The organism is Paramuribaculum intestinale (assembly GCF_030759015.1).
In the GTDB taxonomy this organism is placed as follows: Bacteria; Bacteroidota; Bacteroidia; order Bacteroidales; family Muribaculaceae; genus Paramuribaculum; species Paramuribaculum intestinale.
In genome coordinates this window covers 1,390,940-1,417,368 of record NZ_CP098825.1, presented here as the reverse complement: position 1 = coordinate 1,417,368, position 26,429 = coordinate 1,390,940, and the positions used below count along the sequence as shown (strand labels likewise).

The following is a 26,429-nucleotide window of genomic DNA, read 5'->3' as shown; positions in this document are numbered from 1 at the left end:
CATCTGGCGTCATTATTTTGTAACTTTGCACTTTAACGCGATGCAGGGCGACTGTATCGGCCGCAATCAACAATCGACCGTGAAACTGACCTTAAAAACAAAATCCATAATCAACCAGATATGCTGAAACTGCGAACAAGAGCCATGGCCGCCATACTGACGTTAGGCATGGCAGGGGTGGCGTCGGCCGAGGATTACACAAGCTATGTGAATCCTTTTGTCGGCACCACTAATTTCGGTACCACCAATCCCGGAGCCATAGTGCCTAACGGCATGATGTCGGTGGTGCCTTTCAATGTGATGGGGTCATCGGACAACGTGTATGACAAGGACGCGAGATGGTGGTCGACCCCCTACGAATTCAACAACAAGTTTTTCACCGGTTACGCCCATGTAGCGCTCAGCGGAGTCGGATGTCCCGAACTGGGCTCGTTGCTGACCATGGCCACCACCGGCGATCTGGAGCCGGACTATCACAAGTATGGCTCGGCCTATACGGAGGAAACCGCAACTCCGGGATATTACGGAAATCGTCTGACGAAATATGATATCGTCACCGAAGTGACGGCAACAAAGCGCAGTTCGGCCGAGCGATATACATTCCCCGGCGGCCGCGGCAATATACTTATCAATCTCGGCGAGGGGCTGACCAATGAGAGCGGAGCCACAGTGCGCCGTGTAAGCCCTACGGAGATAGAGGGATCGAAGTTGCTCGGCACGTTCTGCTACAATGCCCAGGCAGTGTTTCCGATTTATTTCGTGATGCGTGTCAGCAAGGCGCCTTCATCGCAGGGCTACTGGAAAATGCAGCGCAAGATGGAGGGGCCGGAAGCAGCATGGGATCCCGACAACGGCAAATATAAACTCTATACGAAATACGGCCGAGAACTGTCGGGCGACGACATAGGATATTGGTATAGCTACGATGATCTTAAGCCTGGCGAACAGGTGGAGGTCAGAATGGGTGTGTCGTTTGTGTCGGTGGCCAATGCCCGCGAGAATCTCGACAAGGAGCAGGCCGGTCTGACTTTCGACCGCATCGCAGCCGACGCAAAGAAGATCTGGAACGACGATCTTGGCCGAATCCGTGTCAAGGGCGGCAGCGACGAGCAGAAGCGGGTGTTTTACACCGGACTTTATCATGCTCTGATTCATCCCAATGTGCTCAACGACGTCAACGGTCAGTATCCGAAAATGGAGAGTGCCGAAAACGGACATTCGACCTATGACCGATATACGGTATTCTCGCTGTGGGACACCTACCGCAACCTTCATCAGCTTATGACGCTCGTCTATCCCGAACGTCAGATCGATATGGTGCGATCGATGGTCGACATGTCGAAGGAGTGGGGGTGGTTGCCGAAATGGGAGCTTTATGGGCGCGAAACATTCACTATGGAGGGGGATCCGTCGCTTCCGGTGATTGTGGATACATGGCGGAAGGGACTTACCGACTTCGATATCGATGCAGCCTATGAGGCCATGAAACGTTCGGCCACGACGCCCGGAAAAGATAATCCGATGCGTCCCGACATAGATCTCTATCTTGAGAAGGCTTATGTGCCGCTCGGAGTGTATTCCGGCGATATGTCGGGTGATAATTCTGTTTCGCACGCTCTGGAGTATTACGTGGCCGACGCCGCTCTGGCATGGCTCGCAGAGCAGCGTGGCGACACCGAGCTTGCCCGCACGCTGCGTCAGCGCTCGCTCGGATATAAGAATTATTATTCTAAAGAGAGCGGCACTCTTCGTCCGAAACTCGCCGACGGAACTTTCCTGTCGCCGTTCGATCCCCGGCAGGGAGAGAACTTCGAGGTGGTACCGGGCTTCCACGAGGGCAGCGCATGGAATTACACCTTCTTCGTTCCGCACGATGTCGATGGACTGGTCAAGCTGATGGGAGGCAAGCGCAAGTTTGTCGACAGACTCCAGATGGTGATGGACAGCGCTCTCTATGATCCCGCCAATGAGCCTGACATAGCCTATCCCTATCTGTTCAGCCGTTTCGGTGGCGAGGAGTGGCGCACTCAGAAGGAGGTCAACCGACTGCTCGGCAAATATTTCACCACAAAGCCCGACGGCATCCCCGGAAATGATGATACCGGCACGATGTCGGGCTGGGCTGTGTTCTCGATGATTGGGATGTATCCCGATTGTCCCGGCGAGCCGTTCTATACATTGACCTCGCCCGTGTTCGACGAAGTGGAGATAGACCTCCCCGAAGGCCGCAAGCTGACGATAGAGGCCGACAGGACTTTGCCCTCGGATATATACATACAGTCGATGACTCTTGGCGGAAAGCCGCTGAAGAAATACCGCATAAGCCACGACGAGCTTCTCAAGGGTGGCACACTGAAGTTTAACCTCGGACAAACACCTAAAAAATGAAAATCCGATACACTGCAATGACCGCCGCAGCCCTGGCTGTGACGGTCGCTTCCTGCGGCTCCCGTGACAGCGTATCGCAGCTCACCGATTATGTCGATCCGACTATCGGCAGCGGAGCGCACGGCCATGTGTTTGTGGGTGCAAGCGTCCCCTACGGCATGGTGCAGCTCGGACCGACGAGCATCACTCAGGCATGGGACTGGACTTCGGGCTACCACGAATCGGACAGCACTGTGATAGGATTTTCTCATACCCATCTTTCGGGGACCGGAGTAGGCGATCTGTTCGACATCACCCTGATGCCGGTGACCGGCGAGGTGACCTATGCCCGTGGCAACCATGATGATCCTGAAAGCGGTATGTGGAGCTATGCCGACCGGTCAGAGGAAGTGGCCAAGGCCGGCTATTATGCCGTGCCGCTGACACGCTACGGCATTCTCGCCGAAATGACCGCCACAAACCGCGTCGGATTCCACCGCTACACATTCCCGGCTACCGACTCGGCCGCGATAGTCATAGATCTGCAGAACGGCGGATGCTGGGACAACGCCACCGATACGGAGATGATGCCCATGAGCGACCGTATGATCGCAGGCCACCGGTTTTCGACCGGATGGTCCGACGATCAGAAGGTGTATTTCGCGGCCGAATTTTCCGAGCCGTTCGACGAGTTTACGCTCCACGGGTTTGAAAACCGCTTTGGCCGCGTGTCATTCGCTCCGATGAAGGAGGGAGCGCAGGTGACAGTCAGGGTGGGTATATCGCCCACCTCCGTCGAGGCCGCGATAGCCAATCTGCGGGTCGAAACCGACGGGAAGAACTTCGACCGCGTGGCGGCCGAAGCCGACAGCATCTGGAACCAGGAGCTTGCGCGTGTGACTGTGAAGAGCGACGACACCACAGAGCTGCGCAAGTTCTATACGGCCATGTATCATGTGATGATACTGCCGGCCACGTTCAATGACTACGGTGCCGCTCCGGCCTATACGATCCTGTCGCTGTGGGACACCTATCGTACTCATCTGCCGCTGCTGTCGATCATCGACCGTGAGCGCAGCGCCGAGATAGTCAACTCCATGATCGACCTTTATGAAAAAGAGGGGCATCTGCCGGTGTGGCATCTCTGGGGCTGTGAGAATTATTGCATGGTGGGTAATCCGGGCATTATTCCGGTGGCCGATGCTGTTGTGAAGCGCACACCGGGTGTCGATGCGGCGCGTGCCATGAGAGCGATGCTCGCAACGGCCAACGACACCACACGCGGCCTCGGCGAACGCCGACGGCTCGGCTACACTCCGGTGGAGGCTATCAACGAGGCTCTGTCCTACGACATGGAATATGCCATTGCCGACGCAGCTATAGCCAATGCGGCAAAAGCTACAGGCGACACTGCCACGGCGGCGGAATTTACCGGACGCAGCCACTCGTGGCGTCATTATTTCGACGCGTCGACCGGTTTCGTTCGCGGTCGTGACAGAGCCGGCAAATGGCGCGAGCCTTTTGACCCGAATTTTGTCGACCACCGCAACAATGACTATACCGAGGGAAATGCATGGCAATACACATGGCTTGTGCCGCACGACGTAGACGGCCTGGTAGAGAAGTTCGGCTCGCGTGAGATCACCATAGAGCGGCTCGATTCGTTATTTACGGCTGATTCGAGTCTGCGGGGCAACGTATCGCCCGACATCACAGGTCTGATCGGACAATATGTGCATGGCAACGAGCCAAGCCATCACATTATCTATCTTTATTCGATGCTCGGACGCCCCGACAAGGCGGCAGAGCTGTCCAATCGTGTCATCACCACCCTCTATGATGACAGCCGCACAGGGCTGTCGGGCAACGAGGATTGCGGACAGATGTCGGCATGGCTGGTGATGTCGGCGCTCGGTTTCTATCAGATAGAGCCTGCCGGTGCACGCTATTGGTTCGGCCGGCCACATTTCAGGCAAGCCAGTGTGAAAGTGCCCGGAGGAACATTTACAATAGTGCGTCGCGGCGATGGAATGAAGCCTGAAAAAGTGACGCTCAACGGCCGTGAACTCGACCGGAACTACATTACCCACGACGAAATAATGGCCGGTGGCGAGCTTGTGTTTGTCATGGAACCCTGACCTAAAACCTGCCAAAAAGCCCAGCAAGTCGACACATAGCCGGCATTATTTTGCAGAGAATACAGATTATTATTGCTAATTTTGCAGTGCTAAAAAACAAAATAATATGAAAAAGATAACTAAATTATTGGTTGTGGCTGTAATAGCCATGATGACAATCACCACTGCATGCAGTGGCGCCAAGGATGCCGCTCTTGAAAAAGTGGTAGAGCAGATCAACGAGCAGATCAAGGATCAGAAAATGCCCGGTATCGTGGAGATGAAGCTTACCTTCGACGACGCATACGTGGTCTACAACTACACCGTCGACGAGGAAGTTTCCGACATGGCCACCATCAAGGAAGGTGCCGACGAGTCGAAAAAGAACCTCTACAATACAGTTGTCAGCCAGCCTTCCAACAAGGCTTTCATCGATCTGATCAAGACTCTTGACAGAGGCCTGAAGTTTGACTACAAGGGCAACAAGAGCGGCGAGCATGTAGAGATCGTTTTCGAGAAAGATGAGCTCTAATGCAAGTCTGACACGATAAAGTTTCAACAATATCATAGCGACAGCTCCGGTAGTTGACAAAGCTCCGAAGCTGTCGCATTGTTTTTGCGTCGCAGTATAATCGCAGTATAAAATTACGACATAGGCGAGGATTGCGCAATATGACACAGCGCGGCTTGTCATGCGTCGTCTACCCCTACTTTTCTTACCTTTAATCGAATGAAAAGAATAATATTGGCTCTTGCCGGAATGATGGCGGCCGTTTTGCCGGCATTCTCAACAGCGGAATATTCAATGGCCGGTTTTTTCCCTTTGGACGGAACAGGCCGGATCGTCGCGAGCATGAATCCTGCGTGGCGGTTTCATCGCGGTGATGTCAGTGGCGCGGACTGCAAGGCGTTTGCCGACAGTGCCTGGGAGGTGGTGTCGCTCCCTCACGGCGTAGAGATCCTGCCGTCGGAAGCAAGCGGATGTGTCAACTATCAGGGTCCCGTGTGGTATCGCAAGCATTTCAGTCTGCCCGATTCGCTTTCAGACAAAAAACTGTTTCTGCATTTCGAGGCAATAATGGGTAAATCCAGAGTGTGGGTAAACGGAAAGGAAGTGGCCAGGCATTATGGAGGGTATCTGCCCGTGGTGGCCGACATAACTGACGTCGTAGACAGAGAAGGCGACAACGTGATAGCTGTAATGACTGATAACAGCGACGATCCCTCGTATCCTCCCGGTAAACCTCAGGATATGCTCGATTTTGCATATTTTGGCGGTATATATCGCGACTGCTGGCTTGTGGCGCACGACCGGTTGCATATTACGGATCCCAACTATGAGAACGTCGTGGCAGGTGGCGGTCTGGCCGTATGGTATGACAATGTCGGGGAAAGCAAAGCCGACGTCAACACAAGGCTGCATATACGCAACGAAGCCCGGACGGATTTCTCCGGACGCCTCGAATACATTTTGATTGACGCTGCCGGTGATACCGCTGCCATGACACAAGGCAATATAAAAGTGGCAAAAGGCAAGGCGACATCCATATCGTCGAAACTCAATGTTGACAATGCGCGGCTATGGTCGCCGCGCAGTCCGCATCTCTATAATCTGCACGTAAGAATATATGACCGGAAGGGTAGTGCGGTCGACGGATATCGCAGGCGGATAGGTATAAGAAGTCTGGAGTTCAGGGGCAAGGATGGCTTCTATCTCAATGGAGAGCCGTATGCTGAGCCTCTGATCGGGGCAAACCGCCATCAGGATTACGCTCTTGTTGGAAATGCCGTCAGCAACAGCGCCCACAGGCGTGATGCATTGAAGCTCAAGAATGCAGGCCTGAATGTGATACGCAATGCTCACTGCCCGCAGGATCCGGCATTTATGGATGCCTGCGACGAGCTTGGGCTGCTGGTGATCGATAATACTCCCGGATGGCAGTTCTGGAACGATGCCCCCGAATTCGGACGGCGTGTGTTTTCGGATATCCGCAATCTTGTCAGGCGCGATCGCAACCATCCTTCGGTATGGCTATGGGAACCGATCCTCAATGAAACTTGGTATCCGTCGGATTTCGCGGCAAGGGCCCGTGCTACGGTCGATGAGGAGTATCCGTGGCCCGGATGCTACAGCGCAAGCGACAGTGAGGCTCGGGGGAGCGAGAATTTTCCGATATGGTTCGCACACCCGAGGTCGATGAGCGATGCCCCGGACAAAATCGATCCAACGCGGACATATTTTACCAGAGAATGGGGCGACAATGTCGACGATTGGAGTTCACACAATTCACCGAGCCGTGTATCGCGCTCATGGGGTGAGGAACCGATGCGCATTCAGGCCCGGCATTATTCATGTCCGCCCTACAATGTCACAAGCTACGAGAGCCTGATGAGTCAGCCGCGTCAGCATGTCGGCGGATGTCTGTGGCACTCGTTTGACCATCAGCGCGGCTATCATCCCGATCCATTCTACGGCGGTATAATGGATGCTTTCCGACAGCCGAAATACTCCTACTACATGTTTATGTCGCAGCGTCCGGTTCAAACCGATTCGGTCTATGCGGCCGGTACGGGTCCGATGGTGTGGATAGCACATGAGATGACACCGTTTTCAGGAAGTGACGTCACGGTTTATTCCAACTGCGACGAAGTGCGTCTGACGTTCAATTCCGGAGGAGTGACGATGGTCAGCAGTCGCGATGTCATGAAGCGGCGCGGAATGAGAAATCCGCCGGTGGTGTTCGATGGCGTGTATGATTTTATGGCCGACAAAGCTTTGACACGTAGCGGTAAGCCCGACGACGTATATCTTCTTGCCGAAGGTCTTGTGGACGGCAAGGTGGTGGCGACTCATAAGGTGCGGCCGGCTCGTCGACCTGAAAAGATCATATTGTGGACCGACACAGTCGGCGGTGAACCGCTTAAAGCCGATGGCTCCGACTTTGTGACGGTTATAGCAGCTGTGGCCGACAAAAACGGCCGTATCAAGCGGCTCAACAACTCTATGCTGCATTTCGAGATAGAGGGGGAGGGACGGCTGATAACAGGGTCTGAAGGCGACAATGTAAGGCTCGAATGGGGCACGGCTCCGATTTTAGTTCGTTCGACTCTCCGTAGTGGAACGATCCGTGTCCGCGCTTCAATGGCCAAGGGTGGCACACACCGCCCGATATCAGGCGAACTGACAATCGTGAGCGTGCCTTCTGACGTAAATATGATCTACTATGACAAGGATGCGCGCTTTCTTGATGACAGAGATCGGTATTTGTCGGCAGACGACTGTGGTGTCAGAGATAATGATCAGGAAAGGATGGCACTCGAAAAGAGAGCAGCAAGACTGCTTGAGGTCGAACGTCAGCAAAATGAGTTTGGCGAATGATATCCGGCATAAACTGAAAAGACACAGACACGTTCCCTGACCGGAAAAGACGTCGGTCTGTCAGTCGTGTGCCAAAAGTGTTTTTTTGATGTAGGTTGGTCGGTTATTTGGCGAGAGATTGGATTATTCCGACTGATTTATGTAATTTTGCATACGTAAAAACTGACAACAAACTTGTAACAGAACAGATATGTCACAGAAAGCATTACTCATGATTCTCGACGGGTGGGGCATCGGCAACCACTCCAAGGGCGATGTGATCTACTCCACACCGACTCCGGCATGGGACAAACTCATGGCCAAGTATCCTCACTCGCAGCTTCAGGCAAGCGGTGAAAACGTCGGTCTGCCCGACGGACAGATGGGCAACTCCGAGGTGGGTCATCTCAATATCGGCGCCGGCCGCGTAGTATATCAGGATCTTGTGAAGATCAACAAGGCCTGCGCCGACGGTTCGATTATGGAAAATCCCGAAGTGAAGAATGCCTTCGGCTACGCCAAGCAGACGGGCAAGGCCATTCATTTCATGGGCCTTACCTCTGACGGAGGCGTGCACTCGTCGCTCGATCATCTTTACGCGCTGTGTGATATAGCCAAGGCCTATGGTCTGGAGAAGGTCTACATACACTGCTTCATGGACGGACGCGACACCGATCCGCGCAGCGGCAAAGGATTCATCGAGGCTCTGCAGGCACATTGCTCTAAATCGGCCGGACAGATCGCATCGATTGTGGGACGCTACTACGCGATGGATCGCGACAAGCGCTGGGAACGCGTGAAGATCGCCTATGATCTCCTCGTCAACGGCGAGGGAGAGCAGGCCACCGATATGGTGGCGGCCATGCAGCAGAGCTACGACAACGACATCACCGACGAATTTGTGAAGCCTATCCATAATGCCGCAGTCGACGGCACTATCAAGGAGGGCGACGCCGTGATATTCTTCAACTACCGAAACGACCGCGCCAAAGAGCTGACCACGGTGCTCACACAGCACGATATGCCCGAGGCCGGAATGCACACCGTCAAGGATCTGCAGTATTACTGCATGACTCCCTACGACGCATCGTTCACCGGAGTACACATCCTCTTCGACAAGGAGAATGTAAGCAATACTCTTGGCGAATACCTGTCGTCGCTCGACAAGAAACAGCTTCATATCGCCGAAACCGAGAAGTATGCCCACGTGACATTCTTCTTCAACGGTGGCCGCGAGGCTCCCTACGAGGGCGAGGAGCGTATTCTCGTGGCTTCGCCAAAGGTGGCCACCTACGACCTCAAACCAGAGATGAGCGCCTATGAGGTATGCGACAAGCTTGTGGAGGCAATCCGCAGCGAGGAATATGATTTCATCGTGGTCAACTATGCCAACGGCGACATGGTAGGTCATACCGGAGTCTACGAGGCAATCGAAAAGGCGGTGAAGGCTGTCGACGAATGCGTGGGACGCACCATTGACGCGGCTGTGGCTGCCGGATACGAGGCTATCATAATAGCCGATCATGGCAATGCCGACAACGCTATAAATGCCGACGGTACACCCAATACGGCACATTCGCTAAATCCGGTGCCCTGCATTTATGTAACGGAGAAGAGCGGAGTGAAGGTAGCCGACGGGCGTCTGGCCGACGTGGCTCCGACAATTCTCAAAATCATGGATCTGGAGCAGCCTGCCGAAATGACAGGCCACGCTCTCATCTGAGCCGTAAGCGCATAAGCGTTAATGCGTGATAATATAAAAGGTATCCTGTGCCGGAATTCAGATCCTGGCACAGGATACCTTGTTTTGTCATTTGGCCGATACGCTTGATCCGTTTTGATTGCGTTTGCAGATCGGATCGTCTACGGTCGTTCGTTATATCTGATCGCAAACCGCGACCGCAGCCATTTGATATATAGCCGTTGCAGGTGTGAGTGATGCATGATTGCCAGACGGTCGGCAACGTCCGATGGCTCTTCGGGGCGGTTCAGTATATGTCCGTCGACTATCCGGGCGGCAGCCCATGGCTCGGCAACGGTAGGTGAGGGGAGTGTGTCGCCCCAGACGGCATGATCGGCCCAACGGTTGGCTCCCCGGCCGACAAGCAGTTTCACCAGTTTTACATTCTTTCCGAAGCTTCGCATCAGTATGGCTCTGCGTTCATAGTGGTCGGTTGTGGTCATGGCATGTAGCATTGTCGCAGCCGAATCGGCAAGCTCCCGGCTTATAGACATTACGATCGACCCTTTGAAGCGTGGCGAGTCCCATCGAAGACTGTCGCGCCATCTTTCGAACAGTGTCGATATAGTGAGCGTGTCGGTGGCCGCGATGCTGTCTGTCGCACGGCTGTCGGTAAGAGCTACGGCTGTCTGACGTGCAACGATCGCTTCGGACGACCGGTCGCGGAGCCGCAGGTCGTAGCCTGCGGCGGCTGCGGCCGCAAGCCTCAGGGCGTATTCCTCGAATAGCCGCATGGCTGTGGTGTCGGGGCGTGTGTCAGAGCCGAGAACCTCGTTGAAGTCCTCGCGGTCAAGAGTTATTCCTCCTACAGTGAGCGGCGTAAAGCGTTCTGCCGCTGCAGCGCGTGGCTGCAACGGCAGAAACAGTACGGTCAGTCCTGCTGCGAGCAGGCTTATGCGGCTGATCACTGGTGAGAAGCGCTGTAGTTGGGTGCTTCGCTTGTGATGGCTACATCGTGGGGATGGCTTTCGGCCACGCCGGCATTGGTGATGCGAGTGAATTTCGCATTATGGAGATGCTCTATGTCGGGGGCGCCGCAGTAGCCCATTCCTGAACGCAGGCCGCCGAGCATCTGGTAGGTTACCTCGTAGAGCGATCCTTTGTAGGGCACGCGTGCGGCAATGCCTTCGGGCACGAGTTTCTTCACATCGCATTCTCCGGCCTGGAAGTAACGGTCTTTCGAGCCTTTCTCCATGGCTTCGAGCGATCCCATTCCGCGGTAGGCCTTGTATTTACGTCCGTTGTAGATGATTGTCTCGCCCGGCGATTCCTCGACACCTGCCAGCATTCCGCCAAGCATCACGCTGTAGGCTCCTGCTGCGAGTGCCTTGACGATGTCGCCGGAGTAGCGTATGCCGCCGTCAGCTATCAGAGGCACGCCTGTGCCTTTGAGTGCCTTGGCTACGTCGTAGACGGCCGAAAGCTGGGGCACGCCTACGCCGGCGATCACGCGGGTGGTGCATATGGATCCGGGGCCTATGCCCACCTTGACGCCGTCGGCTCCGTTCTCAACGAGATATTTTGCAGCTTCGCCGGTGGCGATGTTGCCTACCACAACGTCGATATGGGGATATTTTTCCTTGACAGCCTTGAGCACGCCTACCACACCGCGCGAATGACCGTGGGCGGTATCGATCACTATGGCATCCACTCCGGCTTCTACGAGGGCGTCGACGCGCTCCATGGAATCGTTGGTGACGCCGACACCGGCTGCCACGCGCAGACGTCCGAGCGAGTCCTTGCATGCATAGGGCTTGTCTTTGGCTTTGGTGATATCCTTATAGGTCACTAGTCCGACGAGTTTGCCGTCCGAACCCACCACGGGGAGTTTCTCGATCTTGTGCTCCTGCAGTATCTTGGCTGCTTCCTCGAGGTTGGTCGACTGCTTGGTGGTGACGAGATTCTGGGAGGTCATCACTTCGTCGACAGGACGGTCGAGGTTGCGCTCAAAGCGGAGGTCGCGGTTGGTGACTATACCCACGAGGTGACGTTCGTCATCGACCACCGGTATGCCTCCGATATGGTACTCCTCCATCATGGCCAGAGCGTCACGCACGGTCTTGCCGCGCTTGATGGTGACAGGGTCGTAGATCATGCCGTTTTCGGCGCGTTTCACGGCGTGGACCTGACGAGCCTGCTCGGCGATGGTCATGTTTTTGTGTATGACACCGATGCCTCCTTCGCGTGCGATGGCTATGGCAAGCTGGGCCTCTGTGACGGTGTCCATGGCCGCCGATACCAGAGGCACGTTGAGCTCAATGTTGCGTGAAAACTTGGTGCGGAGATTGACCTCGCGGGGGAGGACTTCCGAATAGGACGGGATCAGAAGGACATCGTCAAATGTCAGTCCGTCCATTTTTACTCGATCTGCAATAAACGACATAAACTGTACGAAACGTTATGGATTTAATTGCGCGCAAAGTTACGCAGAATTTTCGAGATTGCCGTCGTGTCTGCGGCCGTTTTTTTGAATGCTTCGGATGTGGTGCGAAGATATATTTGAAAATTAAACACATAACGCAAGGCTGTAACACGACTGTAATCATTTTAACGTGCTTTAACTCAAATTTGCTTGCCGACTCCGTATATGACGTAACTTTGCATCGTCGAACCAATCAATAACCGAGGGTTCAGTACAACGCAAAACAGTATAGTAAGCAACAAAATACGATACGACATGACAACAGTTGATTTCAGGCAGAAACTCACCTCTCTGCAGGCCAATATGCTCAACTTCGCTTATATGCTCACGTCAGATCGCGAAGATGCTGCCGACCTTATGCAGGATACGATGCTGAAGGTGCTTGACAATGCCGACAAGTTTGCCGACAACTCGAATTTCAAGGGATGGGTGTTCACTATCATGCGCAACATCTTCATCAACAATTACCGCAAAGCCGCGCGTGCGGCTACGGTGGTCGATACGACCGACGATCTCTATCACCTCAATCTCAGTCAGGATTCGGGCATAGCCACTCCCGAAGGTGCTTTCGGAGCAAGGGAGATCACCGACGCCATCAATAGTTTCCCCGACAAATACCGCCGGCCGTTCTCCATGCACGTGGCCGGGTATAAATACGACGAGATCGCCGAGAGCATGGGACTGCCGGTGGGCACGGTCAAAAGCCGCATATTCTATGCGCGTCAGCAGCTCCAGATACGCTTTGCCGATTATCGGTGCTGACAGTCCCTCCCTCCATATCGATCAGGTATATATATTGCTTCTCTTCGATTTCAGTAAAATAAGTCGCCGTGTCAGATTCACACTGACACGGCGACTGTTTTTTTTTGATGTTGTCAGCTTTCAGAGCGCTGTCATGAAAACGTCAAGTCTTTTCCGAAGGGGAACAGAGCCAGCTTCATAAGCTTGAAGTGTTGCATCCCGAAGGGTATTCCTACAATGGTGATGCAGAACACCAGCCCCCAGAGCAGATGGGTCAGCGCTATGGCCACACCGCCCAGAAACCACCAGATGACGTTCATCACGCCGGCGAGGCATCCCGATGGCCATCCGCTGCTTCTGGCGGCAGTGCCGAACGGCCACAACGCCACCGCGGCAAGCTTCAGGGTCTGCAGTCCGAACGGTATGCCGATGATTGTCACCATCATGCCGATGCTCGCCACGGCATATTCGATGGCTATCATCAGTCCGCCGAACACTACCCAGATGATATTGAGGACTATATTCATATCACTCCCACTCGATCGTCGACGGCGGTTTTGAGGAAATGTCGTAGGTGACGCGGTTCACGCCTTTTACCTTATTGATGATCTTGTTTGACACCTCGGCGAGAAAGTCGTAGGGGAGTCGTGCCCAGTCGGCGGTCATGGCGTCGGTCGATGTGACAGCGCGCAGAGCCACGGCGCGTTCGTAGGTGCGTTCGTCGCCCATCACTCCTACGCTCTGCACGGGAAGGAGTATCACTCCGGCTTGCCATACCGAATCGTAGAGGCCATGGTCGCGGAGACCCTGTATGAATATGGCATCGGCCTCCTGCAGCACGGCCACCTTTTCAGGAGTGATGTCGCCGAGAATTCTGACTGCCAGCCCAGGCCCCGGGAACGGATGACGGCTGATGAGATGTTCGGGCATTCCGAGCTGGCGTCCGACGGCGCGCACTTCGTCCTTGAATAGCAGACGCAGGGGTTCGCACAGTCTGAGGTTCATTTTCTCGGGAAGTCCGCCCACATTGTGGTGGCTCTTGATGGTGGTGCCGGTGATAGAGAGCGATTCGATGCAGTCGGGATATATTGTGCCCTGTCCGAGCCACTTCACATCGGTGAGCTTATGTGCCTCTTCGTCAAACACGTCGATAAATCCTTTGCCGATGATCTTGCGTTTCTTTTCGGGATCGGTCACTCCGGCGAGTTCCTTGAAGAACTTTGCCGAAGCGTCGACTCCGATCACATTGAGGCCAAGTCCCTCATAGTCGCGCATCACGTCGCTGAACTCGTCCTTGCGGAGCATGCCGTGGTCAACGAATATGCAGGTGAGATTCTTGCCTATCGCCTTGTTGAGGAGCACGGCCGCTACCGAGGAATCGACACCGCCGCTCAGGCCGAGCACCACCTTGTCGTCTCCGAGCTGCTCTTTGAGCGCGGCCACGGTCGATTCTATGAACGACGCGGCGTTCCAGTCGCATTTCGATCCGCAGATGCCCTTGACGAAGTTGGAGAGCAGCTGCGTGCCGCACTCACTGTGGTATACTTCTGGGTGGAACTGCACGCCCCACACTTTCTCCTCTTTGGAGCGGTAGGCGGCAACGGGTACATCAGCCGTGGAGGCTATGATTTCGAATTTGTCGGATATGCCGGTGATGGTGTCGCCATGGCTCATCCACACCTGGCTTCCCGGACGTATGCCGCGGAGCAGCTGGTCGGATTCGTCGACATATTCGAGGCGTGCGCGTCCGTATTCGCGGCTGCCGGCCGGCTCTACCTTGCCTCCGTTGGTGTAGGCTATGAACTGCGCTCCGTAGCATATGCCCAAAATGGGAAGACGCCCCCATATCGATGACAGATCGGTGCGGAACGCTTTTTCGTCATAAACTGAGAATGGCGAACCGGAGAGGATGACGCCTATCACTGACTCGTCGCCGTGGGGAAACTTGTTGTAGGGTACGATCTCGCAGTAGGTATTCAGCTCGCGCACACGGCGTCCGATTAGCTGTGTGGTCTGCGATCCGAAATCGAGGATTATGATCTTTTCCTGCATAAGGATTGGTGTAAAAGAATTATCGCTTTGGTGTAGGTTGCAAAATTATGAAATTTTTGTCATCTTGCCGCTGTGCGTGGAGGTGTTTTTGACCGTGGCGCTATCATTTGAGGAGTCATTTGAGGCGGGCAATCTGTTTTTTGGGCGCTACGGCCCAGATGATGTCGTGAGGTTCAAACCGGGTCGAGGCCACCGGGGTGATGAATTCTCCATTGCGGTCTATGGCTACAAGCAGGGTAGAGTAGTCCTTGCTCAGCCGGGCCTCTCCCACTGTCTTTCCGGCCAGCGGTGATGATGCCGAGATCTGCACGGTAGTCATCTTGAAGTCGTGGGCCGACGGTCCGGCGGCTTCGTTGCTGTCCGTTGCCTCGACGATGGGCAGAAGTTTCTGTATTTCCTCGTCGGTGCCGATCACGCCGAGCACGTCGCCGGGAAATATGCGGGTGTCGCCCGACGGCACCGGCAGCACTTGCGCTCCACGCTGTATGTTGGCTATGCTGACACCGTATCTGCGGCGCAGATCAGAGTCCTGAAGCCGCTCGCCGACAAACGGGCAGTCGTAGCCCACGGTCATGAAAGCCATATGAAGATTGCCCACGACGTTGTTGCGGCGTCCGCTGCGCCTGAGTTCTCGCTCGTTGAGATTGTCGATAAACCGCGACTCGATGCCGCGCATGCGGCGCCTGACGTTGCGCGAGAAGCCGAATACAAGCAGCATGAAGATGAAAATGCCGAATATGAATCCTACGGCCACTGAGAATGTCACCGACAGGGTATAGATGATGATAGCCAGGCCTATCAGAAGCCTGAAGAATGTCATCACCACCAGTGGCACGTCGAATTTGGCGTTGGCTTCGATCAGACGCTGCCGTTCGGTGCGTTTCGATGCCGGAAACGACAGGGCGATGAGAAATGGTGTCATGGCGGCCAGTGTCAGCAGCGCGCAGAGAAGCGGCCCCCAAACTTCGCTGACGCCTGTAAGCCATGGAAGCACCCATTTCTGTGATATCAGAGCCATAGCCACCAATACGGCGGAGTAGAGCATCACCCTCCACAGATAGCGGTGTATCAGTGAGCGCCACAGGCGTCCTGTTTCGCTCTCGGCGGCTGCGCTTTCGGTGTAGCGGTCAATTAGGAAGTGCAGGCGGCGGGGGAGCAGGCGGCGGATGATCCCGTAGGCCGGATCGGCCATGCGTATGAAGTATGGCGTGGTGAAGGTGGTCAGCACCGACACGGCCACGACTATCGGATAGATGGTAGGATCGAGCACTCCGAGGCTCATGCCGAGGGTGGCTATGATGAAAGCGAATTCGCCGATCTGTGTCAGGGAGAATCCGGCTTCGATGGCCACCTTCAGGTTTTGGCCAGTGACGAGCATGCCGAAGGTGCCGAACAGTATCATGCCGAAGATCACGACTCCCGACAGCACAAGGATCGGCGCCCAGTATTGCGTGATGATGTGCGGATCCACCATCATGCCGACGGATATGAAGAATACTGATCCGAACAGATCCTTTACCGGAGTGACTACGCGCTCGATCCGTTCGGCAAAACTCGTGCCGGCAAGGATAGAGCCCATCACGAACGCTCCCAATGCAAGCGAGAATCCGCAGCAGACCGAAAAAACGGCCATGCCGAGGCACAGTCCCATCGACATGATCAGAAGTGTTTCGGAATTCAGATAGCGACGCACCTTGTTGAGCAACGAAGGGAGAACGAACACTCCGGTGGCAAACCACATGATGAGGAAAAACACCAGCTTCATGACGCTAAACAGCATCTCGCCACCTTTGACGGTGGAATTGACAGCTATCGACGACAGCAACACCATCATCACCACTGCAAAAAGATCCTCCACTATCAGCACAGCAAACACCAGCGAGGCGAATTTCTTGTGCTGAAGCCCCAGATCGTTGAAGGCCTTGATGATTATAGTGGTCGACGACATGGACAGCATGCCGCCGAGGAAAAGGCAGTTGATGGCCGAGAAACCGAGAATATGTCCGACAACAAACCCACCGCACATCATGCCCGCGACGATGATCATAGCCGTCACCACAGCCGACCCTCCGGCATTGACAAGTTTCTTGAAGCTGAATTCAAGTCCAAGCGAGAAGAGCAGCACCACGATGCCTATCTGAGCCCAGAACTCGATATTGCTGTCGGTAGTCACCGACGGCAGATACTCGAAGTGGGGGCTCGCCAGAAATCCGGCTACGATATAGCCGAGCACGACAGGCTGACGCAACCATTTGAACAGCACCGTCACCACGGCGCCGAGTATGAGTATGAATGCCAGATCGCGTATCAGGCTTTCGATGGGCAGAGATTCTGCGGCTATTGTGGCGAGGATCATATGGTCACTTGATTGGCGAGCGAGATGCCCTGTGTGGGATTAAGTTGTCGGAGCAGTCCGAACACTTTGACGAAATCGGTGGTGTTTTTGGCGAGCACCACCAGATTGAGGCGCGTGCAGGGCGTTTCGAAATCATACTCCACAAACACATTGGTCAGTGTGATATTCTGTTCCGACAGACAGTGGCGGTAGGCTTCTATATCCTTGACGATCGCTCCGATGCGTATGCGCACTATGCGTGTCTCCCATCCGACATGGATGCGGTGCTCCAGTTGTTCGAGCAGTACGAGTATGACGAGCATCAGTCCGGTGGCCACGACCGACACCAGATACATGCCTACGCCCACGGCCATGCCTATCGTGGCCACCATCCAGATGCCGGCGGCGGTGGTCAGTCCGCGCACCGATCCTTTCATCTGTATGATGGCTCCGGCGCCGAGGAAACCGATGCCGGTGATCACCTGCGCGGCGATACGTCCGGGGTCGCCGTTTTTCAGCCCGAGGTATTCCTGCGGCACGTAGATCGAGAGCAGCATGGCCAGCGTGGCTCCCATGGAGATGAGGGCGAATGTGCGTATGCCGGCGATCTGTCCTTTGCGCTTGCGCTCCATCCCGACGCAGCTGCCGAGCAACAGGCTTACGCATAATTTGAACACCGCCGAGGTCGTAGTGACCTCGACGGAGTTGACGGCTTCGTAAAAATGTTGCAGTGCCTCGATCATTTCTTGAAGGTGAAGCGTCGCGATGCCAGACGGTAATTGTCGGCAAACAGTTCTACCGTATATTCGCCGGCCGAAAGAGCTGTGTTCACATCCCAGTAGATTGTAACGCCCGGTATTTCCTCACCTGCGTATTCGATCTGCTTCTTGGCTGTGCATGCCACGTTTGATCCTTCGAAATCAAATGTGCCGGCATTGCCGAGAAGAGCGCCTTCGGGCGAAGTTATCCGCAGATACACGGTTTTCTGTCCCACGGGAGTGGAGTTGTTCTGCGGTATGGTGAATGTCACCATGAGCTGTTTGGCTTTGGTGATTTTTTTCTCCTGTTTGCCGTTTTTCTTGAGCGGGGTGAGAGCCACGCCTGTGACGTTGAGTTTCTCGGCCAGTGTCATCCGTTCGCTGAGGGTCTCGTTTTTGCGGGTCACCTCCTGCATGCGGTTCGACAGTGAGCGGTTCTCGTTGCGTATCTCCGCGTTCTCGGCCCGCAGTCCGGCATTCTCCTTGCCGAGCGAGTCCACCTGGGCTATATAGTGGCGCAGGAGTCCGCGCAGAGTGGATATCTCGTTCTGTAGCTGCGATATGCGCTTCTGGCTCTTCACCTTCTCGGAGTTGAGTTCCTGCAGCAGCTGTTCCACTTTGTTTTTGGCAGCGGTGTACTTGGCCAGTATGGTGTCGCCGGCCATCTGCGTGGCCTGGTTCTCATACTGTGCAAACTGCGAGTTGATGGCCTCGTACTCGTTGGCCAGCTGCAATTGGTCGTTGGTGAGCTGGAGCTGTTCGTTTTCGGCTTTCTGCTGGTTGACTTCAAGTTTCAGTGAGGTCACCTGAAACAGGCTTACTGCCACTGCTATCACCAGAAGTGCCACAAGCCCTATGGCAAGCCATAGGAGCTTGGGCTTGTTGCTGAGTGAATTCATGTCTCGTGTGATTGGAATGTTGTGATGTAAGCTGACCGTTTTTAGCGGATCAGTCTTCTGCGTTTTGTGATTTTGTATTTACGATGATTAAAGACCCTGTCCGTGGCAGTTTTTGTATTTCTTGCCGCTGCCGCAGGGGCAGAGATCGTTGCGGCCGATTTTCGGGCCGGCCTTGACGGGCATGGGACGCTGCTGCTCTCCCTGGCTGGACGCTGCTGCGGCACGCTGCTCGGCTTCACCGGGCAGATTGCCGCGGCTCTCGCGGTAGTTGCTGGCCTGACGGTGGCTTTCGGGCATGGCGCGCTGCACTTCGGGCTGGGGCGCCTGTTGCTGAGCGCCTTCGGGCTGCTGCTGAGCCGGACGCTGCTGTATGTAGAGCTGTCCGCGCATCAGAGCCGAGATCACCTTCACGTTGAGATTGTTGAGCATATTCTCGAAGAGGTGGAACGACTCTACCTTGTAGATTACCAGAGGATCCTTCTGCTCGTATGATACGTTCTGCACCGACTGCTTGAGCTGGTCGAGCTCACGCAGATGCTCCTTCCAGAGTTCGTCGATGCTCACGAGCATGATAGCCTTGTGCCACTCCTTGACGATGGCGCGGCCGTCGGAATTGTAGGCGTCGATGATATTGACCGGAAGGCTGAACACGCGTTTGCCGTCGGTGATAGGCACGAGTATCATGGAGTTCAGACCACGGTTTTCGACGCAGTCCTTGATCACCGGCATGGCTACTTCGCGGATACGGTCGTTTTTGCGGTCGAAAGCTTCGATAGCCGCCTGATGCACGCGGTCGATGGCTTCTTCCTTGCTCATGCTGCGGAATTCCTCTTCGGTGAAGGGTGCCTCGATCGTAAGGGTCTTGAAAAGTTCAAGCGACAGATCGCCGAATGCGGCAGGTGAGTCGTAGGTCGTGATGAGGTTCTCGATATAGTCATAGAACATATTGGCGATGTCGATGCCTATACGTTCGCCGAGCAGGGCATGATGGCGTCGCGAATAGATGTAGGTACGCTGCTTGTTCATGACGTCGTCATATTCGAGGAGGCGTTTGCGTATGCCGAAGTTGTTCTCTTCCACGCGTTTCTGAGCCTTCTCGATGGCGCGGGTCACCATGCCGCTCTCTATCATTTCGCCCTCTTTGAGGCCGAGGCGGTCGAGCACTTTGGTGACATGGTCGGTGGCGAACAGGCGCATCAGAGTGTCCTCGAACGATACGTAGAACACCGACGATCCCGGATCGCCCTGACGGCCGGAACGTCCGCGGAGCTGACGGTCCACACGGCGGCTCTCATGGCGTTCGGTGCCGATGATGGCCAGACCTCCGGCCTTCTTCACTTCTTCGGGGAGCTTGATGTCGGTGCCTCGGCCTGCCATGTTGGTGGCAATGGTGACAGTACCTGTCTTGCCGGCCTGTGCCACGATGTCGGCCTCTTTCTGGTGAAGTTTGGCGTTGAGCACCTGACAGGGTATGCGGCGCATGTCGAGCATGCGCTTGAGCAGCTCGGAGATCTCCACCGAGGTGGTGCCCACGAGCACCGGACGTCCCTCCTCGCGCAGCTTGACGATCTCGTCGATCACTGCGGCATATTTCTCTTTCTTGGTCTTGTAGACGCGGTCGTTCATGTCGATGCGTGCCACCGGACGGTTCGTCGGGATGGTCACGACGTCGAGCTTGTATATATCCCACAGCTCTCCGGCCTCGGTCTCGGCCGTACCGGTCATGCCGGCAAGCTTGTGATACATTCTGAAGTAGTTCTGCAGGGTGATGGTGGCGAAGGTCTGCGTGGCAGCCTCAACCTTCACTCCCTCTTTGGCCTCTATGGCCTGGTGGAGTCCGTCGGAGTAGCGCCGGCCCTCCATGATGCGTCCGGTCTGTTCGTCGACGATCTTGATCTTGTTGTCGTCGATCACATATTCCACATCCTTCTCAAAGAGGGTGTAGGCTTTGAGCAGCTGTGTGACGGTATGTACACGCTCGGCCTTGACGGCATAGTTCTGCATCAGCTCATCCTTTTTCTGCTGGCGCTCTGCGGCGTCGGCGATAGTCTCGGCCTCCGAGAGCTGGGCGGCTATGTCGGGGAGCACGAAGAAGTCGGGGTCGGCCGATGTGCCGGTAAGCATGTCGATACCCTTGTCGGTAAGATCCACACTGCGGTTTTTCTCGTCAATGACGAAATATAGCGGTTCCGTGGCCTTGGGCATCTCGCGCGAATTGTCCTGAAGATAATAGCCTTCGGTTTCGAGCAGTATGTTCTTCATACCCTCCTGGCTGAGGAACTTGATCAGCGCGCCGTTCTTGGGCAGACCCTTGAACGACCGGAACAGTTCGAGAGCGCCGGCTTTGCGGGTATCTTTGTCGTCCGATGCGAGCTTCGCCTTTGCGTCGGTAAGCATCTGTGTGACGAGTTTGCGCTGGGCGGCGACAACTTTCTCTACGTTGGGCCGGTATTCGTTGAACATCTGGTCGTCGCCTCTCGCCACCGGACCGGAGATGATGAGCGGTGTACGGGCGTCGTCGATAAGCACCGAGTCTACCTCGTCGACAATCGCATAGTAGTGTTTGCGCTGCACGAGATCGGAAGGCGAGAGAGCCATATTGTCGCGCAGGTAGTCGAAGCCGAATTCGTTGTTGGTGCCGAAAGTGATGTCGCAGTTATATGCGTCGCGTCGTCCGGTGGAGTTAGGCTGATGCTTATCGATGCAGTCTACGCTCGATCCGTGGAACATATAGAGCGGTCCCATCCATTCGGAGTCGCGTTTCGACAGATAGTCGTTGACGGTCACCACGTGCACGCCGCGTCCGGAGAGCGAGCGCAGGAATACCGGCAGTGTGGCTACAAGAGTTTTGCCCTCACCGGTAGCCATCTCGGCGATCTTGCCCTGATGGAGCACCACGCCGCCTATGAGCTGCACGTCGTAGTGGACCATATCCCAGGTGATCTCGTTGCCTCCGGCAAGCCAGTGGTTTTTCCAGATGGCCTTGTCGCCTTCGATGCTGACAAACTCCTTGCCTGCGGCGGCCAGATCGCGGTCCATCTGTGTGGCTGTAACCTCAACGGTCGGATTGGCGGCAAAGCGTGCGGCGGTTTCGCGCATGGTAGCGAACACTACCGGAAGGTGCTCGTTGAGCTTGTTCTCTATCGTGTCGAGTATGTTTTTTTCATGACGGTCTATTTCATCCCACAGCGGCTGACGCTTGTCGAACGGCAGGGTCTCGATCTCGGTCTTGAGTCCGGCGATCGCTGTTTCATCGGTTTCTATGGCCTTCTTGATGTCAGCGCGCACATCGCTGATGGTCTGTCGGAGCGCATCGTTGTCGAGCGTTTTTACTTTTTCTCCGCAAGCTTTGATTTTGTCGATGATTGGCTGTATCTCCTTGAGATCGCGCTGTGATTTGTTGCCGAATATCTTGCTTAAAAATGAGTTTAGTGACATGTTGTTATTTTGATTCTGATGAATATGATGTTTGCGTTTATGTCGCGTAAGGGATATTGTGTCGCACAATAGATCCCATCGTGGAGTCAGCCTGTATTCCGACAGATATCTGCATCAAGTCATAAGGTGATATTCTGTCATGCGTCATCAGGCGCGCTCCTGCTTTGATCGGTGATGATGCCTCAGAGTCTGACGGCAGGAAGGGATGCCGCTCCGGGCGAACGGATGCGAAGAAGCCGGCAAACGGTGGGAGCAATGCGCCTTGCGTCGATTTTCTCGTCAATGGTCTGTGGCTTCACTCCCGGTCCCATGACTATGACGGTGGAAGGGAAGAAGGCTTCGCGAGCCACTTGCGGAGCGTTGACAGCTCCGCTGACAGTGTCGTCGGTCACTGACCAGCCGGGAGTGATGTTTACCACCACGTCGCCGGCGTATTTCACCAGGGTGTTGCGTTTCAGTTCGTTGGCGTTGTCGCCTGCGCGTGATGCGATGATGTCGTCGATAGTGTACACCCCGCTGACGCCGCTCATCCGTGCAAGGAATTCGGCAGCCTCGGCTCTGACATCTGAAGCGTCAAGACGGTTCTCCTTGATAAGCCGCTGGTTGAGGTAGAAGTTGCGGTTGAAGTATCCTGTCACCCAGTCGCCGTTGCCGTGGAGAGCGATGAGATACATGTTGAGGAGCGAGATGGCTTTTCGTGGCGAGAATTCGCCTGAGGGCAGTCCCCATTTCTCGTCGTCGCGCCTCGATGTCGGGCGGGCGGGATAGCCGGCAAGGAATATCAGCGAGTTTCCGGCTCCGGTGCGGTGGTCGATGGCTTTCATCAGCCTGGCCAGATCGCGGTCGAGGCGCAGATATGCGTCAATGGTTTCCATGCGGTTGTCGCCGTCGGCAGTGTAGGGATAGGGCGAGAGAGAATATCCGATGTTGACCATATCCACCGGGCCGCGAGTGCCCAGCGCCATGGTCGAAAGATACTCTTCGGCTATCGATGTCACCTCTTCGTTGGCTTTGGCCGAGGCTTTGTACTGTCGGTAGCGGTCAACGTCCTTCCGTCCGAAATAGTGGCGGAAAGGGTATTGCCGTTTATAGTCGGGTACGTCGGGATACTGTGCCGGCGTCAGAAGTGGCTCCCACTTTAGGGTGTCGAGCACGGTGGATATCGGCCGGCGGTAATTGCGCGAGGAAATGCTTCTCGGCACATCCTTGTAGTGTGTGGTCGTTGCCCATGAGCCGGTGTGATCATTGATCCAGAACCCGCTGTTGCCGGCGTGTCCGGTCATGATTATGGCCTGCGCCGGATCAGGAGCCACGCTGTAGACCCACCCTGTGCCTGCGGCGTCGAGCCTCACTTCATCGCCGAGAGTCGATACGAGTATGGCGGCGGGTGAATAGGTTTCGTTTGTGAAATTTCCTATCTTGGCTGTGTCGAGCAGTATGCTGCGGCTGCGGCGACGCTCGCGGTCATATACGTATTCCGCCGGAATGCCGTTGACGCTGGGAGCCGCTCCCGTATAGATTATTGCTGTGGCGGCGGCGGCATCCACTCCCGGACCGTAGTCGACGTTGCTCAGTGTGGCTCCGTCGCGCATCAGGCGCTTGAAACCGCCGTCGGTGAAATGATTATGCAGCAGGTCGAGATAATCCTGACTGAGTCCCTCCACCATTATGCCTACCACCATCTGAGGCCGCTTGGGAGCGGTCTGGGCGCCGGCTGATGCAGTGACAAGAGTCAGGAGTACCGCACAGAGTATTTTATGCTGTATGTCAGTTCTTTTCTTTTTCCGCATAGCGAAATGTAGATATAGCTTGTCGAACGTAGCGCGCTACATGCTATCAAAGGAATAAACGCTGAGTTGCAATTTTGTTCGCCGACGGTCATTAAAATCGTCATTGTCAAAATCGCTGCAAAGTTAACAAAATGATAGCAAATAAGAAAGGCACGACAGCGTCGCGACCATTCCAGTATTGCCGGTATGAAGCATAACGGGTTGAGCCACAGTATAAGCCAGTTGGGCGACGTGGCTTCGTGAACCGAGATGAAAATGAGAAATGCGATGACGCATCCGGTCAGTCCCATCGCGCCGAACAGCAGCGAGTCAAGCCATCGGCTGACAGATCCGCGGTTTATGTCGGCGACGGTCAGTGAAATGACTACGGCAAAGATAGCCCAGCATACGGCCAGTGGTGTTATCCACCATGGTGTCGGGGCGAGGGCAGTGCCATGCTCGTCGCCCGCCACAAGTATTTCCGTGCCGAGCGTCAACGGGGTGCCGTCTGGACGCAGAGCCTGCTCGGCCTGACATTCGAGCACCGTGGGAGCAAATGCTTTCTGACGGTTGGTGAGCGTATGGTCAATGCCATTGCCAAGGGCAAGATCTATGCCGAACTGATACCATGGATAGTTGCGGTGGTGGTAGGCCATCATGTCGCGGAAGCTGACATTTCCGGCCAGTTCACCGGCCGGTGCGCCCAGATACACGGAGTCGCCGATGGCACGCTCCACGATGTCTATGCAGCGGGTCGAACAGTTGTCCCTGATGTAGTTGTATCGATACGTACGGTTTTCAGGCATAAGATTGATCTCGACAAGCTCGCGCAGACGGCCGGCTTCCTCCGGCGTGAGGTTGAATGTCTGCTCTTTGAGTCGTCGGCCTTCACGACGGTATTGCTCGATGAAATAGGCTGTCGGTATCGCACCGGCCATATAGTCGGTTTCACCCTTGACAAACCGGTAGACAAAATTGGGTGAATCGAAGTCAAACAGTCCCCAGTTGACGGTCATGTCATAGGTGGAGCTTTTGAGCCTCAGGGCTGCATGTCCTTCGAGCTCATAGATGTCGTCGCCGGGTGCGGCAGTCAGCAGGCTTACGGTCAGTGTTGAGTCCGGTTCAGCCGGGTTTTTCGTGCCGGTGGGTTGTGATAAAGCGTATGGCGGCAGTCCGAAAAGGATTGCCGCCACAGCTATGATTTCTTTGACGCAGGCTGATCGCATTGTCGTCATACGGTGTGGTCGACCTGCATCACATTATGCCGCGCTCGCGGAGCTTGCACTGCCATGCCCATGCCGAACGCATAGTGTCGTCGATAGGCGTTTCGGCCTTCCATCCGAGCACATTGTTGGCATGTTCGGGATTGGCCCATACTTTTTCGATGTCGCCGGTGCGGCGTCCCACGATCTTGTGAGGCACCTTCACGCCTGTGGCGCGCTCGAATGACTCTATGAGTTCGAGCACCGACAGTCCGATGCCTGTGCCGAGGTTGAAGATCTCGATCTTGTCCTGGCTCTTGTCCTCAAGCATGCGCTGTATGGCTATCACATGGGCTTTGGCGAGATCCACAACATTGATGAAGTCGCGGATGCACGATCCGTCGGGAGTGTCGTAGTCGTTGCCAAACACCGAAAGCTCTTTGCGGATGCCGATCGCCGTCTGGGTGACAAACGGTATGAGGTTCTGGGGCACACCGTTGGGCAGTTCGCCTATCTCTGCGCTGGGATGCGCGCCGACGGGATTGAAATAGCGGAGTATGACGCTTTTGAACGGTGCGCCGGAAGTGATGACGTCCGTTATTATCTCTTCGGAGATCTGCTTGGTGTTTCCGTAGGGAGAAGTGGCTTTCTTTATGGGCGACTGCTCTGTGACGGGGTTCACGTCGGGTTCGCCATAGACGGTGCACGACGATGAGAACACGATGCCCTTGACTCCGTTGGGACCCATGATATCGAGCAGGTTGAGCAGGGTGTTGAGATTGTTGCGATAGTAGAGTATGGGTTTCTCAACCGATTCGCCTACAGCCTTGCTTGCGGCAAAGTTGATGATGCCTTTGATGCCGGGATAGTCGGCAAACAGTTTCTGCATGGCAGCGAGGTCGGTGCAGTCGGCCTCTACAAAAGCCGGACGCTTGCCGGTGATTTTCTCTATGCCGTCGAGCACTTCAACATTGGAGTTGGAGAGATTGTCGACAATGACAACGTCATATCCTGCATTCTGAAGCTCGACTGTTGTATGCGAGCCGATGTAACCGGTGCCGCCGGTGACCAGTATTCTTTCTTTGCTCATGACTTAGACTTGCTGTTTTTGATGTTTTGGTTTTATACTGCAAATTTAGTGATTTATAGTTCCGTCTACAAGTTTTTTCTTATAAAAATCTTATATATCCGTCCAAATAACCGTTAGCGGCCACGGGGGTAGTCTGACAT

17 protein-coding genes are annotated in these 26,429 nt (G+C 55.0%); 6 read left to right on the top strand and 11 right to left on the bottom strand.

Annotated features, from left to right (window positions below; all coding sequences use genetic code 11):
* Positions 1 to 144: 144 nt before the first annotated feature.
* From NF347_RS06310 to gpmI, 5 genes are all read left to right on the top strand, one after another.
* Positions 145 to 2,388: a GH92 family glycosyl hydrolase gene (locus NF347_RS06310; RefSeq protein WP_237612966.1), complete on the top strand. Its 2,244-nt coding sequence runs from the start codon at positions 145 to 147 to the stop codon at positions 2,386 to 2,388.
* Positions 2,385 to 4,505 (top strand): GH92 family glycosyl hydrolase, encoded by a 2,121-nt coding sequence (locus NF347_RS06305; protein ID WP_107034901.1) that lies wholly within the window; start codon positions 2,385 to 2,387, stop codon positions 4,503 to 4,505. Before NF347_RS06310 ends, NF347_RS06305 begins: the two co-directional genes overlap by 4 nt.
* 106 nt (positions 4,506 to 4,611) lie before the next feature.
* Complete coding sequence (locus NF347_RS06300; protein WP_107034900.1) at positions 4,612 to 5,016, top strand: hypothetical protein; 405 nt, start codon at positions 4,612 to 4,614, stop codon at positions 5,014 to 5,016.
* Positions 5,017 to 5,214: 198 nt separating this feature from the next.
* Positions 5,215 to 7,863: a glycoside hydrolase family 2 TIM barrel-domain containing protein gene (locus NF347_RS06295; protein ID WP_107681668.1), complete on the top strand. Its 2,649-nt coding sequence runs from the start codon at positions 5,215 to 5,217 to the stop codon at positions 7,861 to 7,863.
* Positions 7,864 to 8,053: 190 nt separating this feature from the next.
* The gene (gene gpmI, locus NF347_RS06290) at positions 8,054 to 9,565 is read left to right on the top strand and encodes a 2,3-bisphosphoglycerate-independent phosphoglycerate mutase (protein ID WP_107034898.1); all 1,512 of its coding nucleotides are present in this window, start codon (positions 8,054 to 8,056) and stop codon (positions 9,563 to 9,565) included.
* Between the two features lie 140 nt (positions 9,566 to 9,705).
* Here gpmI and NF347_RS06285 read toward each other — a convergent pair whose 3' ends face one another.
* On the bottom strand, positions 9,706 to 10,491 hold the full coding sequence (locus NF347_RS06285; RefSeq protein WP_107681669.1) for a hypothetical protein: 786 nt from the start codon (positions 10,489 to 10,491) through the stop codon (positions 9,706 to 9,708).
* The gene (guaB, locus tag NF347_RS06280; protein WP_107034896.1) at positions 10,488 to 11,966 is read right to left on the bottom strand and encodes an IMP dehydrogenase; all 1,479 of its coding nucleotides are present in this window, start codon (positions 11,964 to 11,966) and stop codon (positions 10,488 to 10,490) included. Before guaB ends, NF347_RS06285 begins: the two co-directional genes overlap by 4 nt.
* Before the next feature lie 294 nt (positions 11,967 to 12,260).
* On the opposite strand from guaB, the gene NF347_RS06275 reads away from it, so the two are divergent.
* Positions 12,261 to 12,767: an RNA polymerase sigma factor gene (locus NF347_RS06275; RefSeq protein WP_107034895.1), complete on the top strand. Its 507-nt coding sequence runs from the start codon at positions 12,261 to 12,263 to the stop codon at positions 12,765 to 12,767.
* A gap of 131 nt (positions 12,768 to 12,898) precedes the next feature.
* Here NF347_RS06275 and NF347_RS06270 read toward each other — a convergent pair whose 3' ends face one another.
* The 9 genes from NF347_RS06270 to galE all read right to left on the bottom strand — a co-directional run bounded on the left by NF347_RS06270 (position 12,899) and on the right by galE (position 26,289).
* Positions 12,899 to 13,273 (bottom strand): YccF domain-containing protein, encoded by a 375-nt coding sequence (locus NF347_RS06270; RefSeq protein ID WP_107034894.1) that lies wholly within the window; start codon positions 13,271 to 13,273, stop codon positions 12,899 to 12,901.
* A 1-nt stretch (position 13,274) separates the two neighbouring features.
* Entirely contained in the window at positions 13,275 to 14,798 is a 1,524-nt protein-coding gene (guaA, locus tag NF347_RS06265; protein ID WP_107034893.1) for a glutamine-hydrolyzing GMP synthase, read from the bottom strand.
* Between the two features lie 115 nt (positions 14,799 to 14,913).
* Positions 14,914 to 17,154: a cation:proton antiporter gene (locus tag NF347_RS06260; protein WP_107034892.1), complete on the bottom strand. Its 2,241-nt coding sequence runs from the start codon at positions 17,152 to 17,154 to the stop codon at positions 14,914 to 14,916.
* Complete coding sequence (locus NF347_RS06255; RefSeq protein WP_107034891.1) at positions 17,151 to 17,876, bottom strand: MgtC/SapB family protein; 726 nt, start codon at positions 17,874 to 17,876, stop codon at positions 17,151 to 17,153. Before NF347_RS06255 ends, NF347_RS06260 begins: the two co-directional genes overlap by 4 nt.
* Entirely contained in the window at positions 17,873 to 18,790 is a 918-nt protein-coding gene (locus NF347_RS06250) for a hypothetical protein (RefSeq protein WP_107034890.1), read from the bottom strand. Before NF347_RS06250 ends, NF347_RS06255 begins: the two co-directional genes overlap by 4 nt.
* A gap of 87 nt (positions 18,791 to 18,877) precedes the next feature.
* The gene (gene secA / locus NF347_RS06245) at positions 18,878 to 22,228 is read right to left on the bottom strand and encodes a preprotein translocase subunit SecA (RefSeq protein WP_107681329.1); all 3,351 of its coding nucleotides are present in this window, start codon (positions 22,226 to 22,228) and stop codon (positions 18,878 to 18,880) included.
* A 182-nt stretch (positions 22,229 to 22,410) separates the two neighbouring features.
* Positions 22,411 to 24,018 (bottom strand): alkaline phosphatase family protein, encoded by a 1,608-nt coding sequence (locus tag NF347_RS06240; RefSeq protein WP_107681328.1) that lies wholly within the window; start codon positions 24,016 to 24,018, stop codon positions 22,411 to 22,413.
* Positions 23,961 to 25,223 carry a lipoprotein N-acyltransferase Lnb domain-containing protein gene (locus NF347_RS06235; protein WP_161553746.1) on the bottom strand — a complete coding sequence of 421 codons (1,263 nt, stop codon included), beginning with the start codon at positions 25,221 to 25,223 and terminating at the stop codon, positions 23,961 to 23,963. The genes NF347_RS06240 and NF347_RS06235 overlap by 58 nt, the downstream gene beginning before the upstream one ends.
* 28 nt (positions 25,224 to 25,251) lie before the next feature.
* A complete protein-coding gene (gene galE, locus NF347_RS06230; protein WP_107034886.1) occupies positions 25,252 to 26,289 on the bottom strand; it encodes a UDP-glucose 4-epimerase GalE in 1,038 nt (345 codons plus the stop codon).
* Positions 26,290 to 26,429: the final 140 nt, after the last annotated feature.